This is a genomic window from Streptomyces sp. A2-16, from assembly GCF_018128905.1.
GTDB lineage: Bacteria > Actinomycetota > Actinomycetes > Streptomycetales > Streptomycetaceae > Streptomyces.
This window is the reverse complement of record NZ_CP063808.1, coordinates 2,852,916-2,867,858: the sequence shown is the minus strand read 5'-3', so window position 1 is coordinate 2,867,858 and position 14,943 is coordinate 2,852,916. Positions and strand designations below refer to the sequence as shown.

Annotated in this window: 13 protein-coding genes; 12 read left to right on the top strand and 1 reads right to left on the bottom strand. The window is 69.1% G+C overall.

Annotation, left to right across the window (positions count from 1 at the left end; translation table 11 throughout):
* Nucleotides 1-77: 77 nt before the first annotated feature.
* The 4 genes from IOD14_RS12925 to IOD14_RS12910 all read left to right on the top strand — a co-directional run bounded on the left by IOD14_RS12925 (nt 78) and on the right by IOD14_RS12910 (nt 3,881).
* A complete protein-coding gene (locus IOD14_RS12925; protein WP_123994424.1) occupies nt 78-1,115 on the top strand; it encodes an Rv2578c family radical SAM protein in 1,038 nt (345 codons plus the stop codon).
* Between the two features lie 135 nt (nt 1,116-1,250).
* On the top strand, nt 1,251-2,837 hold the full coding sequence (locus tag IOD14_RS12920) for an alpha/beta hydrolase (protein ID WP_123994425.1): 1,587 nt from the start codon (nt 1,251-1,253) through the stop codon (nt 2,835-2,837).
* Nucleotides 2,838-2,894: 57 nt separating this feature from the next.
* Nucleotides 2,895-3,311, top strand: a complete 417-nt coding sequence (locus IOD14_RS12915) for a RidA family protein (RefSeq protein ID WP_123994426.1) — start codon at nt 2,895-2,897, stop codon at nt 3,309-3,311.
* 39 nt (nt 3,312-3,350) lie between these two features.
* Nucleotides 3,351-3,881 (top strand): GNAT family N-acetyltransferase, encoded by a 531-nt coding sequence (locus IOD14_RS12910; RefSeq protein ID WP_212670293.1) that lies wholly within the window; start codon nt 3,351-3,353, stop codon nt 3,879-3,881.
* Between the two features lie 4 nt (nt 3,882-3,885).
* Here the strand turns inward: IOD14_RS12910 and IOD14_RS12905 are convergent, their stop codons facing one another.
* Nucleotides 3,886-4,461 carry an adenylosuccinate lyase gene (locus IOD14_RS12905; RefSeq protein WP_123994428.1) on the bottom strand — a complete coding sequence of 192 codons (576 nt, stop codon included), beginning with the start codon at nt 4,459-4,461 and terminating at the stop codon, nt 3,886-3,888.
* A gap of 376 nt (nt 4,462-4,837) precedes the next feature.
* Here IOD14_RS12905 and IOD14_RS12900 point away from each other — a divergent pair, with 376 nt between their 5' ends.
* From IOD14_RS12900 to IOD14_RS12865, 8 genes are all read left to right on the top strand, one after another.
* Entirely contained in the window at nt 4,838-6,643 is a 1,806-nt protein-coding gene (locus tag IOD14_RS12900; RefSeq protein ID WP_123994429.1) for a 3-hydroxyacyl-CoA dehydrogenase family protein, read from the top strand.
* Nucleotides 6,644-6,785: 142 nt separating this feature from the next.
* Nucleotides 6,786-7,619: a TetR family transcriptional regulator gene (locus IOD14_RS12895; RefSeq protein WP_212670292.1), complete on the top strand. Its 834-nt coding sequence runs from the start codon at nt 6,786-6,788 to the stop codon at nt 7,617-7,619.
* 395 nt (nt 7,620-8,014) lie between these two features.
* Entirely contained in the window at nt 8,015-9,352 is a 1,338-nt protein-coding gene (ccrA, locus tag IOD14_RS12890) for a crotonyl-CoA carboxylase/reductase (protein WP_123994920.1), read from the top strand.
* A 17-nt stretch (nt 9,353-9,369) separates the two neighbouring features.
* A complete protein-coding gene (locus tag IOD14_RS12885) occupies nt 9,370-11,418 on the top strand; it encodes a protein meaA (protein WP_212670291.1) in 2,049 nt (682 codons plus the stop codon).
* The gene (locus IOD14_RS12880; protein WP_031475710.1) at nt 11,415-12,374 is read left to right on the top strand and encodes a CoA ester lyase; all 960 of its coding nucleotides are present in this window, start codon (nt 11,415-11,417) and stop codon (nt 12,372-12,374) included. The genes IOD14_RS12885 and IOD14_RS12880 overlap by 4 nt, the downstream gene beginning before the upstream one ends.
* Before the next feature lie 2 nt (nt 12,375-12,376).
* Nucleotides 12,377-12,883, top strand: a complete 507-nt coding sequence (locus IOD14_RS12875; protein WP_007385824.1) for a MaoC family dehydratase — start codon at nt 12,377-12,379, stop codon at nt 12,881-12,883.
* Nucleotides 12,884-12,888: 5 nt separating this feature from the next.
* The gene (locus tag IOD14_RS12870) at nt 12,889-14,094 is read left to right on the top strand and encodes an acyl-CoA dehydrogenase family protein (protein ID WP_123994432.1); all 1,206 of its coding nucleotides are present in this window, start codon (nt 12,889-12,891) and stop codon (nt 14,092-14,094) included.
* 170 nt (nt 14,095-14,264) lie between these two features.
* The gene (locus IOD14_RS12865) at nt 14,265-14,921 is read left to right on the top strand and encodes a phosphatidylserine decarboxylase (RefSeq protein WP_037706416.1); all 657 of its coding nucleotides are present in this window, start codon (nt 14,265-14,267) and stop codon (nt 14,919-14,921) included.
* Nucleotides 14,922-14,943: the final 22 nt, after the last annotated feature.

Here is a 14,943-nt window from a genome sequence, read left to right as displayed (position 1 = left end):
TGGCCGCCCAAATCGGGGGTTGCACAGAAATTCGAACAAGTGTTTCACTCGGGGGGCAGTGCTACCGAGGAGGCCTCATGCGCTGGGAGAACCTCACCGAGTCCGCGGAACACGGACGGGCCGACGCCGCCCTCTTCGGCGCCGACGCGGTGGTCAGCCGTACCTTCGACACGCCCGAGTTCGCCGGGATCACGTTCCACGAGATCCGGGCCCGCTCGATCATCAACCGGGTGCCGGGCGCCTCCCGCATGCCCTTCGAGTGGACCGTCAACCCCTACCGGGGCTGCACGCACGCATGTGTGTACTGCTTCGCCCGCAAGACCCACAGCTACCTCGACCTGGACACCGGTCTCGGCTTCGACTCGCAGATCGTGGTCAAGGTGAACGCGCCGGAGCTGCTGCGCCGCCAGCTGGGCTCGCGCCGCTGGACGGGCGACCACATAGCGATGGGCACCAACGTCGACTGCTACCAGCGCGCGGAGGGCCGCTACCGCCTGATGCCGGGCATCCTCGCCGCCCTGCGCGATCACGCGAACCCCTTCTCGATCCTGACGAAGGGCACGCTGATCCTGCGCGACCTCGACCTGCTCCGGCAGGCCGCCGCAGTGACGGACATCGGCATCTCGGTCTCGGTCGGCTTCACCGACCCGGAGCTGTGGCGCACCGTGGAGCCGGGTACGCCCGCCCCGGAGCGCCGCCTGGACGTCGTACGGACGCTGGGCGAGCACGGCATCGGGTGCGGGGTGCTGATGGCGCCGGTGATCCCGTTCCTCGGCGACAGTCCCGCGCAGTTGCGGGCCACCGTGCGCGCGATCGCCGCCGCGGGGGCCACCTCGGTCACCCCGCTGGTGCTGCATCTGCGGCCCGGCGCCCGCGAGTGGTTCATGGCCTGGCTGGGCCGCGAGCATCCGTATCTGGTACGCCGTTACGAGCGGCTGTACGCGGACGGCTCCTACGCCCCGAAGTGGTATCAGCGCCGGATCACCCGTCAGGTCCATGAGCTGGCCCAGGAGTACGGCATCGGTCCAGCGGGCGCGGGGATGCCCCGGCGGATCCGGGAGCCGGAGCCCGAGGTCGAGCCGCTGTCCGAACCGACCCAACTCACGTTGATCTGAGAGCGTTCGAGCGCATCAGTCGGACCAATTGGGTTAAGTATTGTCAGAACACGTTCTTCCGGACGTACTTTCCGGGACGATGCCGCGTGGACCGTGACCCTCGCGGTCGGCAACCCTCCGTCCTGGGAGGACCCCATGAGAAAACGCGCAACCGTGTTGTGCGGTGCCGCGGTCGTCGTGGCCGGGACCTTCACCGCCGTCCCCGCCGACGCCGCCGCGCCGCGGACCGTCCCCACCTCGCAGACCGCTCACGCGGCGAAGCTCACCTGGAAGAAGTGCGGCACCGCCGACCACCCGACGCTTCAGTGCGCGTCCCTCAAGGTGCCGCTCGACCACACGCACCCGCACGGACGGCAGATCACCCTCGCGCTGTCCCGGGTCCCGCACACCGCGAAGAAGTACCAGGGCCCGCTGCTGGTCAACCCGGGCGGCCCCGGCGGCAGCGGTCTGACCTTCGCCGGGTTCATCGCCTCCGGCCTGCCCAAGGCCGTCGCGGCGCAGTACGACGTCATCGGCTTCGACCCGCGCGGGGTGGGCGCGAGCAAGCCCGCCCTCGACTGCAAGCCGGGCTACTTCAACCCGGTGCGCCCGGACTCGGTGCCGAGCACGGCCGCGATCGAGCGGGCCAACCTCAAGCGCGTCAAGTCCTTCGCCGCGGCCTGCGGCCGGAAGTACGCGAGCGTGCTGCCTTACATCGACACCATCAGCGCCGTGCGGGACATGGACGCCATCCGCCGGGCTCTCGGCGCCCAGCGGATCAACTACTTCGGTTACTCGTACGGCACCTATCTGGGCGCCGTCTACGCCAAGCTCTTCCCGCACCAGGTGCGCCGCCTGGTCCTGGACTCGATCGTGGACCCGACCGGCGTCTGGTACGACGACAACCTCGCCCAGGACTACGCGTTCAACGACCGGCACCGGGCGCTGATGGCCTGGATCGCCAAGTACGACGCGACGTACAAGCTCGGCACCGACCCGGAGAAGATCGAGGCCAAGTGGTACGCGATGCGGGCGGCCCTCGCCAAGAAGCCGGCCGGCGGCAAGGTCGGCGCCTCCGAGCTGGAGGACACCTTCGTTCCCGGGGGCTACTACAACGGCTACTGGCCGTACCTGGCCGAGGCGTTCGCCGCGTACGTGAACAAGAAGGACGCCGACCCGCTGGTGGAGGCGTACGAGAACTTCGGTGCCGTGGACGCGTCCGGGGACAACGGCTACAGCATCTACACCTCGGTGCAGTGCCGTGACGCCTCCTGGCCGCGCGACTGGCGCCAGTGGCAGAAGGACAACTGGGCCGTGTACGAGAAGGCCCCGTTCATGACGTGGAGCAACGCCTGGTACAACGCGCCCTGCGCGTTCTGGCCCACGCAGTCCCTGAAGCCGGTCAACGTCGCCAACGGCAAGCTGCCGCCGGCACTGCTCTTCCAGGCGACGAACGACGCGGCCACCCCGTACGAAGGCGGCGCGACGGTCCACCGGCTGCTGGCGGGCTCCAGTCTGGTCGTCGAGCAGGGCGGCGGGAACCACGGCATCACGCTGAGCGGCAACAAGTGCCTCGACAAGTACCTGGCCGCCTATCTCACCGACGGGAAGGTGCCGCGCGGCGGCTGGGAGGCGGACGCGGTGTGCAAGGCGCTGCCCGACCCGAAGCCGCTGACGTCCAAGGCTGCGTCCACGTCCTCGCGGGGCGCGGCGCTGCACGGGCTGCTCGGCTTCCGCGGCTGAGCGCCTGACGCTCCGTCGGGGACGGGCGTTGTCAGTGCCGTGGTCCACCATGGACGCATGAGTGAGCTGACCAGGATTCCCGCCCCCGACGGGGTCGCCCCCGCGGCCCAGTACTCCCACGTGGTGCTGGGCCGTGGCCGTTTCGTGGCGGTCTCGGGCCAGGTCGCCGTCGACGAGGAGGGCAAGCTCGTCGGGGACGGCGACCCCGGCGCCCAGGCCCGCCAGGTCTTCGAGAACCTCCGGCGCTGCCTGGCCGCCGCGGGGGCGGGCTTCGACGACGTCGTCAAACTCACCTTCTTCGTCACGGACATGGCCCACCTGCCGGCGATCCGGGAGGCCCGCGCCGAGCACATACCCGACGACCGGCTGCCGGCGGCGTCGGCCGTGCAGGTGGCGGGGCTGGTGCGGCCGGAGTTCCTGATGGAGATCGAGGCGTTCGCCGTGGTGCCCGAGCAAGCCGTGGTGCCCGAATAATCGGAGGCCGCCGGTGCGCGTCGCACCTAGGGTGCCGCCATGGACGACGACCGCCTCCTCATCCGCCCGATGACCCTCGCCGACTGCGACCGTGTGGCCGAGATCCGTGTCCGCGGCTGGCAGAGCGCCTACCGGGGGCTGGTGCCGCAGTCGTACCTCGACGCGATGAGTGCGGCGCGGGACGCCGATCGCCACCGCACCCGCTTCGAACAGGGGGACGGCAGTGTGGTGGACGTCGTGGCCGAGTGGGACGGCGAGGTCATGGGCTGGGCCTGCCACGGCCCCTACCGGGACGGCGAAGTCCGCACCGGCGACGCCGAGTTGTACGCCATCTACGTGGACCCCCGCAGGTACGGCACCGGCATCGGGCAGGCCCTGCTGCGCGAGGCCATGTGGAACCGCACCGCGGCCGGCCACGGCAGCATGTACCTGTGGGTCCTCAAGGGCAACGCCGGTGCCCGCCGCTTCTACGAGCGAGCGGGCTTCGAGGCGGACGGCGCCGAGGAGCCCTTCGAGACCGACGGCGTCCCGGTGCCGGAGGTGCGGTACGTACGGACGCTCAACCCCTGACGGATCACCGCTGCCTGGGGATCCTCGCGAGCGCCCGCACCGCCGCCTCCGCCAGCGCCGGGTGCGCGAGGGCCTCGTTCAGCACGGGTCTGGCGCGGACGTCGGCCAGGGTGCCGAGACCCTCCACGCAGGCGAGGGCCACGCGACGGTAGGGGTCGTGCGGACGCAGCCGGCGTTCCAGCGTGGTGATGAGGGCGGGGACGGACTCGGGGGCGCCCAGGTCGGCCAGCAGCCGGACCGGGTGCAGGGCGTAGGCGACCCGCAGTTCGTTGGTGGCGAGGGCGGCCGCCGCGCGGGCCGTGCGCGGGTCGTCCAGCCGGGCGAGGGCGTACGCGGCGGCGGCGCAGCGCGGCGGATCGCGGTGGTTGAGCAGCAGGACGAGCGACTCGAAGGCCCGGCGGTCCCCGGCCAGGCCCAGCCGGAACGCGGCCAGCTCCCGGGCCCACAGCGGCTGTCCGGGCTCGGTGAGCACTCCGGCCAGCTCGTCCAGGTCCTCGGTCGCCACCAGCCGGTCGACGGCGGCGGGCGCTCCCGACTCCTGCCGTAAGCGCTCCGTGAGCGATCGCAACTCTTCGTCCATGAACCCGAGGTTAGGCGGCCCGCCGACGGCGCGGGACGTACATCACAAATCCGGGGGCTGGCGCGCTCGTTACCCACCGGTTAAGCTCAGACGAGCGAGTTACCCACTCGTGGAACTCCTTGCGGTGGCCTGGTGACGCAGCCGCCGCGAGAGCAGTCGGTTCGGTACCTCGGGTACCACCAGCACGACCCGGCCTGGGACAGGGCCGGTCGGATCCACCGTTCTCCGGGCCTGTGCAGGGCCCGCGACGACGGTCCGGGCGTGTGCGCTCGCAGCCCGGCAACACCCGCATCCAGCAGTTCCTCACGCACCCGGTGCGCCCCTCGGCGTACCGGGTCGCGCTCCCAGTCGTCACCCTCATTCCTGGAGTTCCGCGATGGCCACTCCCCTGTCCGACCCTTCCCTGTCCCCGCTCAAGACGGTCGCCGTCGTCGGTCTCGGCACCATGGGCACCGGCATCGCCGAGGTCCTCGCCAAGGCCGGCCGCGAGGTCGTCGGCATCGACGTCAGCGAGGCGCAGGCCGCCAAGGCCGTCGCCGCCCTGGAGGCCGCCACCGCCCGTGCCGTGGAGCGCGGCCGGCTCAGCGAGCAGGAGCGCGCGGACGTCCTCGCCCGGCTCCGCACCTCCACCGACCTGCGGGACGCTGCCGACGCCGACCTCGTCATCGAGGTGGCTCCGGAGTCGTACGAGGTCAAGCACCAGATCTTCCGCGAACTCGACGGGATCGTGCGCCCCGACACCATCCTGGCGACCGGCACCAACGCCCTGTCGGTGACCCGGCTGGCCGCCGACTCGGCCCGTCCGGAGCGCGTGCTGGGCCTGCACTTCTTCAACCCGGCGCCCGCGATGAAGCTGGTCGAGGTCGTCTCCTCGGTGCTCACCGCGCCGGCCGCCGTCAGCGCGGTCACCAACCTCGCCCTCGACCTCGGCAAGGAGCCCGTCGCGGTCGGCGACCGGCCCGGGTTCGTCGCCGACGGACTGCTGTTCGGCTACCTCAACCAGGCGGCCGCGATGTACGAGGCGAAGTACGCCTCCCGCGAGGACATCGACGCGGCCATGCGGCTCGGCTGCGGCCTGCCGATGGGCCCCCTCGCCCTGCTGGACCTGATCGGCATCGACACCGCCCGCACGGTCCTGGAGGCCATGTACGCCGAGTCCCACGACCGGCTGCACGCCCCCGCCCCGATCCTCAAGCAGCTCAGCGAGGCGGGCCTGACCGGCCGTAAGTCGGGACGCGGCTTCTACACGTACGAGGCCGCGGGCAGCACGGCGGTCGTGCGGGACGCGTTGACACCCCTGGAGAGCTCCGCGCGGGTCCAGGGCCGCGAGGTCCGCTCCGTCGGCGTCGCGGGCTCCGGCACCATGGCGTCCGGGATCGCCGAGGTCTTCGCCAAGGCCGGCTACGAGGTCGTGCTCGCCGCCCGCAGCGAGGAGAAGGCGCAGACGGCCAAGGCCCGTATCGGCAAGTCGCTTTCACGCTCTGTCGACAAGGGGCGCATGACCGCCGAGGCGGCCGCGCAGACCCTGGACCGGATCACCGCGGCGGGCTCGTACGAGGCGTTCGCGGACGTCGACCTGGCCGTCGAGGCCGTCGCCGAGGACCTGGAGATCAAGCAGCAGCTCTTCGCGACGCTGGACAAGGTCTGCAAGCCGGGCGCGGTCCTGGCCACCACGACCTCCTCGCTGCCCGTCGTCGCCTGCGCCCGCGCCACCTCGCGCCCGCAGGACGTGATCGGCATGCACTTCTTCAACCCGGCGCCCGCGATGAAGCTGGTCGAGGTCGTCCGTACGGTCCTGACGGGCGAGGACGTCCACGCGACGGTCCGCGAGGTCTGCGTCAGGATCAAGAAGCACGCGGTGGACTGCGGGGACCGCGCGGGCTTCATCGTCAACGCCCTGCTCTTCCCGTACCTGAACAACGCGATCAAGATGGTGCAGGAGCACTACGCGTCCCTGGACGACATCGACGCGGCGATGAAGCTGGGCGGCGGCTACCCGATGGGCCCCTTCGAGCTCCTGGACGTCGTCGGCCTGGACGTCTCGCTCGCGATCGAGAAGGTCCTGCACCGCGAGTTCCGCGACCCGGGCCTGGCTCCGGCTCCGCTCCTGGAGCACCTGGTGGCCGCGGGCTGCCTCGGCCGCAAGACCGGCCGTGGCTTCCGCGAATATGCCCGCCGCTGAGCACGTCGGCGACTGGTTCACCGGCGGCGAGGACTGGGGCGGACTGCTCGATCCGGGCAGTCCCCCCGCGCCCGCGGGACCCGGCGGCTCCCTGCCGGGTCCGGGCGGGACAAAGCCCGGACACGCGCACCAACCTGCGCACATGCAGTACGTTCGGGTCATGCCCCAGCCCGCCAAGTCGTCTCGTACACCAGCCACGCCCGACGCGCCGGAAAGTGCCGCAGGCAGCCGCGCGGCCGCCCAGCGGCTCAAGATGCGCCGAGAACTGGCGGCCGCCGCGATGGAGTTGTTCTCCACCAAGGGGTACGAGGCGACCACCGTCGACGAGATCGCGGCCGCGGCCGGGGTCGCCCGCCGCACCTTCTTCCGCCACTTCCGCTCCAAGGAAGAGGCGATCTTCCCCGATCACGACGACACGCTGATCCGGGCGGAAGCGGTGCTGAACGCGGCACCCGCGCACGAGCACCCGCTCGACACGGTGTGCCGCGGCATCAAGGAAGTCATGAAGATGTACGCGGCCCGGCCGGAGATCTCGGTCGCCCGCTACAAGCTGACACGCGAGGTGCCGACGCTGCGGGAGGCGGAGATCGCGTCGGTGGCCCGCTACGAGCGGCTGTTCACGCGGTATCTGCTCGGGCACTTCGACGAGCACGCGCACGACGACGACGCGAACGACGATCCGCTGCTGGCGGAGGTCGCCGCGTCCGCCGTGGTCACGGCCCACAACCATGTGCTGCGGCGGTGGCTGCGGGCCGGCGGCCAGGGCGATGTGGAGGCGCAGCTGGACCACGCGTTCGCGATCGTGCGCAAGACCTTCGGGACGGGCATCGGAGCGGGGCGGGACACCACCACCTCACCGCGGCCGGCTCCCGCCTCGGTGACGTCCCAGGGCGAGGTGCTGGTGGCAGTCGCCCGCACCGACGCACCGCTCGACGAAGTGATGCGGGCCATCGAGCAGGCGCTCAAGGAGCGCTGAGCGGCTCTTCGACGTTGTGATGACGGCCACCCTTCGGGGTGGCCGTTTTGGCATGTCAGGGACCCTTTTCAGGCATCTCCCAGACGCCGTTCGATCGATCATCGCTCATTTGTTACGTAAAGATTTCATCTGAGGGAAATCTCTGGCACTCAGTGCCTTGCACGGTGGCACGCGGTGTCTTACGTTGAAGGAGTCCGGGCGGCCGGCGTGCAGAGACCTTTCGCACGTCGGCTGTCCCAGCAAGTCATCGACCTGCCCGCCCGGACGCCTGCGTCACAGGCAACCTCCCGCGCCACAAAGCGCTGCCGCACAGCATGACCGCCGAACCGACGGCACCGACGTAACCCTCAGCGTCTCCCCTCAAGACGCCATTCGCCGGAGGCAACACCGTGACCGTGAAGGACATCCTGGACGCGATCCAGTCGCCGGACTCGACGCCGGCCGACTTCGCCGCCATGCCGCTCCCCGAGTCGTACCGCGCGATCACCGTGCACAAGGACGAGACGGAGATGTTCGCGGGCCTGGAGACCCGCGACAAGGACCCGCGCAAGTCGATCCACCTCGACGACGTGCCGCTGCCCGAGCTCGGCCCGGGCGAGGCCCTGGTCGCCGTCATGGCATCGAGTGTCAACTACAACTCGGTGTGGACCTCGATCTTCGAGCCGCTGTCGACCTTCGGGTTCCTGGAGCGCTACGGCCGCACCAACGAGCTGGCCAAGCGCCACGACCTGCCGTACCACATCATCGGCTCCGACCTCGCGGGCGTCGTGCTGCGCACCGGCCCCGGCGTCAATGCCTGGAAGCCCGGTGACGAGGTCGTCGCGCACTGCCTGTCGGTCGAGATGGAGTCCTCGGACGGCCACAACGACACCATGCTCGACCCCGAGCAGCGGATTTGGGGCTTCGAGACCAACTTCGGCGGTCTCGCCGAGATCGCACTGGTCAAGTCCAACCAGCTGATGCCGAAGCCGGACCACCTCAGCTGGGAGGAGGCCGCCGCCCCCGGACTGGTCAACTCCACCGCGTACCGGCAGCTCGTCTCCCGCAACGGCGCCGGCATGAAGCAGGGCGACAACGTCCTGATCTGGGGCGCGAGCGGCGGACTCGGCTCGTACGCCACGCAGTTCGCCCTCGCCGGTGGCGCCAACCCGATCTGTGTCGTCTCCAGCGACCAGAAGGCGGACATCTGCCGCTCGATGGGCGCCGAGGCGATCATCGACCGCAACGCCGAGGGCTACAAGTTCTGGAAGGACGAGCGGACCCAGGACCCCAAGGAGTGGAAGCGCTTCGGCAAGCGCATCCGCGAACTCACCGGCGGCGAGGACATCGACATCGTCTTCGAGCACCCCGGCCGCGAGACCTTCGGCGCCTCCGTCTTCGTCACCCGCAAGGGCGGCATCATCACCACCTGCGCCTCGACCTCGGGCTACATGCACGAGTACGACAACCGCTACCTGTGGATGTCCCTGAAGCGGATCATCGGCTCGCACTTCGCCAACTACCGCGAGGCCTGGGAGGCCAACCGGCTCATCGCGAAGGGCAAGATCCACCCGACCCTCTCCAAGGTGTACTCCCTGGAGGAGACCGGCCAGGCGGCCTACGACGTGCACCGCAACCTCCACCAGGGCAAGGTCGGCGTGCTGTGCCTGGCCCCCGAGGAGGGCCTGGGCGTGCGCGACGAGGAGATGCGCGCCACGCACCTCGACGCCATCAACCGCTTCCGCAACATCTGAGACACCCGGGGTCATAGATGACTGAGCGTCAGCCCGCCGAAGGCGTGCGGGAGAAGGACCGGCCGTGGCTCATGCGCACGTACGCCGGTCACTCCACGGCCGAGGCGTCCAACGAGCTGTACCGGCGCAACCTCGCCAAGGGGCAGACAGGGCTCTCCGTGGCCTTCGACCTGCCGACCCAGACCGGCTACGACTCCGACCACATCCTCGCCCGCGGCGAGGTGGGCCGGGTCGGCGTGCCGATCGCGCACCTCGGTGACATGCGCCGGCTGTTCCAGGACATCCCCCTGGAGCAGATGAACACCTCGATGACGATCAACGCCACCGCCATGTGGCTGCTGGCGCTCTACCAGGTCGTCGCCGAGGAGCAGGGCGCGGACATCACCCAGCTCCAGGGCACGACCCAGAACGACATCGTCAAGGAGTACCTGTCCCGCGGGACGCACGTCTTCCCGCCGGGACCGAGCCTGCGTCTGACGACCGACATGATCGCGTACACGGTCTCCCACATCCCGAAGTGGAACCCGATCAACATCTGCAGCTACCACCTGCAGGAGGCGGGCGCCACGCCGGTCCAGGAGATCGCGTACGCGATGTCGACGGCGATCGCGGTCCTGGACGCCGTCCGGGACTCGGGGCAGGTGCCGCAGGAGCGCATGGGCGACGTCGTCGGCCGTATCTCCTTCTTCGTGAACGCGGGTGTCCGCTTCATCGAGGAGATGTGCAAGATGCGCGCCTTCGGCCGCATCTGGGACCAGGTCACGCGTGAGCGCTACGGCATCGAGAACCCCAAGCACCGCCGTTTCCGGTACGGCGTCCAGGTCAACTCCCTAGGGCTGACCGAGGCGCAGCCGGAGAACAACGTCCAGCGGATCGTCCTCGAGATGCTGGCCGTGACGCTCTCGAAGGACGCACGCGCGCGTGCCGTCCAGCTGCCGGCCTGGAACGAGGCCCTCGGTCTCCCCCGGCCCTGGGACCAGCAGTGGTCGCTGCGGATGCAGCAGGTGCTGGCCTACGAGAGCGACCTGCTGGAGTACGCGGACATCTTCGAGGGCTCGCACGTCGTCGAGGCGAAGGTGAGCAAGCTCGTCGAGGAGTCCCTCGCGGAGATCGAGCGGATCCAGGAGATGGGCGGCGCGATGGCCGCCGTCGAGTCGGGCTATCTGAAGTCGCAGCTCGTCTCGTCGCACGCCGAGCGCAGGGCCCGTATCGAATCCGGCCAAGAGAAGATCATCGGCGTCAACATCTTCGAGACGACCGAGCCCAACCCGCTCACGGCCGACCTGGACACCGCGATCCAGACGGTGGACCCGGCCGTCGAGGCCCGGGTGATCGCGGGACTCCAGCACTGGCGCGACACCCGCTACCAGCCGCCCTTCAACCACCCGCGCCCCTGCAAGGCGCTGGAGAAGCTGAAGGAGGCCGCGAAGGGCACCGCCAACCTCATGGAGGCCACCCTGGAGTGCGCCCGCGCGGGCGTGACGACCGGTGAGTGGGCCGGGGCCCTGCGGGAGGTGTTCGGCGAGTTCCGGGCGCCCACGGGCGTCTCCTCGGCGCCGGTCGCGGTCCCCGCGGAGGAGGGCTCGGCGATGGCCGACGTCCGCCGCAAGGTCGAGGTGACCGCCAAGGACCTCGGCGTCGGCAAGCTCCGCTTCCTGGTCGGCAAGCCGGGCCTGGACGGGCACTCCAACGGGGCCGAGCAGATCGCCGTCCGCGCGCGTGACGCCGGCTTCGAGGTGGTCTACCAGGGCATCCGGCTGACCCCGGAGCAGATCGTGGACGCGGCCCTCGCCGAGGACGTGCACGCGGTCGGCCTGTCCATCCTGTCCGGCTCGCACGCCCAGCTGGTGCCGGACGTCCTGGAACGGCTCCGTGTGGCCGGTGCCACAGATATACCGGTGATCGCCGGTGGCATCATCCCGAATGGTGACGCCGAACAGCTGCGGGCAGCCGGAGTGGCCGCGGTCTTCACCCCGAAGGACTTCGACATCACCGGAATCATCGGCCGGATCGTCGACGAGATCCGCAACGCGAACAAGCTCGACCCCCTGGAGGTCCCCGCATGACCGTCAACCGTCTGCGTCCCCGCCGCTCGTGTCTCGCGGTACCGGGAAGCAACCCCCGCTTCCTGGAGAAGGCGCAGGGCCTCCCGGCGGACCAGGTCTTCCTCGACCTGGAGGACGCGTGCGCCCCGCTCGCCAAGCCCGAGGCGCGGCACACCATCGTCAAGTTCCTCAACGAGGGCGACTGGACGGGCAAGACGAGGGTCGTGCGCGTCAACGACTGGACGACCGAGTGGACGTACCGCGATGTCGTCACGGTCGTCGAGGGGGCCGGCCAGAACCTCGACTGCATCATGCTGCCGAAGGTCCAGACGGCCGAGCAGATCGTCGCGCTCGACCTCCTGCTGACCCAGATCGAGAAGACGATGGGCTTCGAGGTCGGCAAGATCGGCATCGAGGCGCAGATCGAGAACGCCCAGGGCCTCAACAACGTCAACGAGATCGCGACGGCCTCCCAGCGCGTCGAGACGATCATCTTCGGCCCGGCCGACTTCATGGCGTCGATCAACATGAAGTCGCTCGTCGTGGGCGAGCAGCCGCCCGGCTACCCGGCGGACGCCTACCACTACATCCTCATGAAGATCCTGATGGCCGCCCGTGCCAACAACCTCCAGGCGATCGACGGCCCCTACCTGCAGATCCGCAACATCGACGGCTACCGCGAGGTCGCCCAGCGCGCCGCGGCCCTCGGTTTCGACGGCAAGTGGGTGCTGCACCCGGGCCAGGTCGAGGCGTCCAACGAGATCTTCTCGCCCTCCCAGGAGGACTACGACCACGCCGAGCTGATCCTGGACGCGTACGACTACTACACGTCCGAGGCGGGCGGCAAGAAGGGCTCGGCGATGCTCGGCGACGAGATGATCGACGAGGCCAGCCGCAAGATGGCGCTGGTCATCTCCGGCAAGGGCCGCGCGGCCGGTATGCAGCGCACCTCCAAGTTCGAGATCCCGGAGGCCTGAGCATGCAGTTCGGACGCACCTACGAGGAGTTCGAGGTCGGGGCGGTCTACAAGCACTGGCCCGGTAAGACGGTCACGGAGTACGACGACCACCTCTTCTGCCTTCTCACCATGAACCACCACCCGCTCCACATGGACGTCAACTACGCCGAGAAGACGACGGACTTCGGCAAGAACGTGGTGGTCGGCAACTACATCTACTCCCTGCTGCTCGGCATGTCCGTGCCGGACGTCTCCGGCAAGGCGATCGCCAACTTGGAGATCGAGTCGCTGAAGCACGTGGCGCCGACCTTCCACGGCGACACGATCTACGGCCAGACGACCGTGCTCGACAAGTGGCCCTCCAAGTCGAAGAACGACCGCGGGATCGTGTACGTCGAGACCAAGGGCTACAAGCAGGACGGCACGCTGGTCTGCGTGTTCCGCCGCAAGGTCATGGTGCCCACCGAGACCTACATCAAGGAGCGCGGCGGCGAGCAGCCCGGCCGCCCGGAACTTCAGGAGGGCTGACCCCCATGGCACGCCTCGCCCAGACCGCCGGTCTGACCGACATCCAGCAGGAGATCCTGTCCACCGTCCGGGACTTCGTGGACAAGGAGATCATCCCGGTCGCGACCGAGCTGGAGCACCGCGACGAGTACCCGCAGCAGATCGTCGACGGGCTCAAGGAGTTGGGCCTGTTCGGCCTGATGATCCCCGAGGAGTACGGCGGTCTGGGCGAGTCCCTCCTGACGTACGCCCTGTGCGTGGAGGAGATCGCCCGCGGCTGGATGTCGGTGTCCGGCATCATCAACACCCACTTCATCGTGGCGTACATGCTCAAGCAGCACGGCACGCAGGAGCAGAAGGACCACTTCCTGCCGCGCATGGCGGCCGGCGACGTCCGGGGCGCCTTCTCGATGTCGGAGCCGGGCCTGGGTTCGGACGTGTCCGCCATCACGTCGAAGGCGGTCAAGGACGGCGACGAGTACGTCCTGAACGGCCAGAAGATGTGGCTCACGAACGGCGGAACGTCAACTCTGGTGGCCGTTCTCGTCCGAAGTGACGAAGGACACCCCGAGGGCACGGCGCCCCACAAGTCGATGACGACCTTCCTGATCGAGAAGGAGCCCGGTTTCGGAGAGGTCCGTCCGGGCCTCACGATCCCCGGGAAGATCGACAAGATGGGTTACAAGGGTGTCGACACCACCGAGCTCATCATGGATGGCCTGCGACTTCCGGCCGATCGTGTGCTCGGCGGGGCCACCGGCCGAGGTTTTTACCAAATGATGGACGGCGTGGAAGTGGGCCGCGTCAATGTGGCGGCGCGTGGCTGCGGTGTCGCTCAGCGTGCCTTCGAGCTGGGCGTCTCGTATGCCCAGCAGCGTCACACTTTCGGCAAGCCGATCGCCCAGCACCAGGCGATTCAGTTCAAGCTGGCCGAGATGGCTACCAAGGTCGAGGCCGCGCATGCGATGATGGTCAACGCGGCACGCAAAAAGGACTCCGGTGAGCGAAACGACCTTGAAGCAGGGATGGCGAAGTACCTCGCCTCCGAATACTGCAAAGAGGTCGTGGAAGACGCCTTCCGGATCCACGGCGGCTACGGCTTCTCCAAGGAGTACGAGATCGAGCGCCTCTACCGTGAGGCTCCGATGCTGCTGATCGGTGAAGGTACCGCCGAGATCCAGAAAATGATCATCGGTCGCAGGCTGCTCGAAGAGTATCGGTTCCAGGGCTAGATGTCCGGATACGGGGTGTTTTCTTGGAGAAGAAGATCACACCCCGTCAACACGGTTCAGCCGCCGACTCGGCTTCCTGGCTTGCCCAGTTGTGGCCCGCGACCGGTACGATCCCGGAAAGCCGCCGTCCCCCGTCTAGTGCGCGGCATCATCCGCTACGAAGGTCATCCATGCCCCACAGCCAAACCTCTGCACCTCGCGACAGCCTGGCAGGCGTACGCCTCGCGCGCGGAGCATCGCCGTGGCTCCTCCCGACCGTCGCCACCGCAGCACTGAGCCTGGTACGCGCGCGCAAGTCCGGCGCCGCCAAGGCCGTCGCCGTGCCCGCCACCGCGCTGGCGGCGGGCATGCTGTGGTTCTTCCGCGACCCCGAGCGCGAGATCGCCCCGGGCCGGGTCATCTCGCCCGCCGACGGTGTGGTGCAGAGCATCATGCCGTGGAAGGACGGCCGCACCCGCGTCGCGATCTTCATGAGCCCGCTCAACGTCCACGTCAACCGCGCGCCGCTCTCCGGCACGGTGACGTCGGTCGAGCACATCCCCGGCGGGTTCGTTCCGGCGTTCAACAAGGAGAGCGAGAACAACGAGCGCGTCGTCTGGCACTTCGACACCGAACTCGGTGACATCGAGATGATCCAGATCGCCGGCGCGGTGGCCCGTCGCATCGTGCCGTACATCCCGCAGGGGACGAAGGTCGAGCAGGGTGACCGCATCGGCCTGATCCGCTTCGGCTCGCGCGTCGACATCTACCTGCCCGAGGGCGTGGAGGTCGCGGTCGAGGTCGGCCAGAAGACGGTGGCTGGGGTGACTCGCATTGACCGTGATTGATCCCGAGACCCAGGCGGGCTGG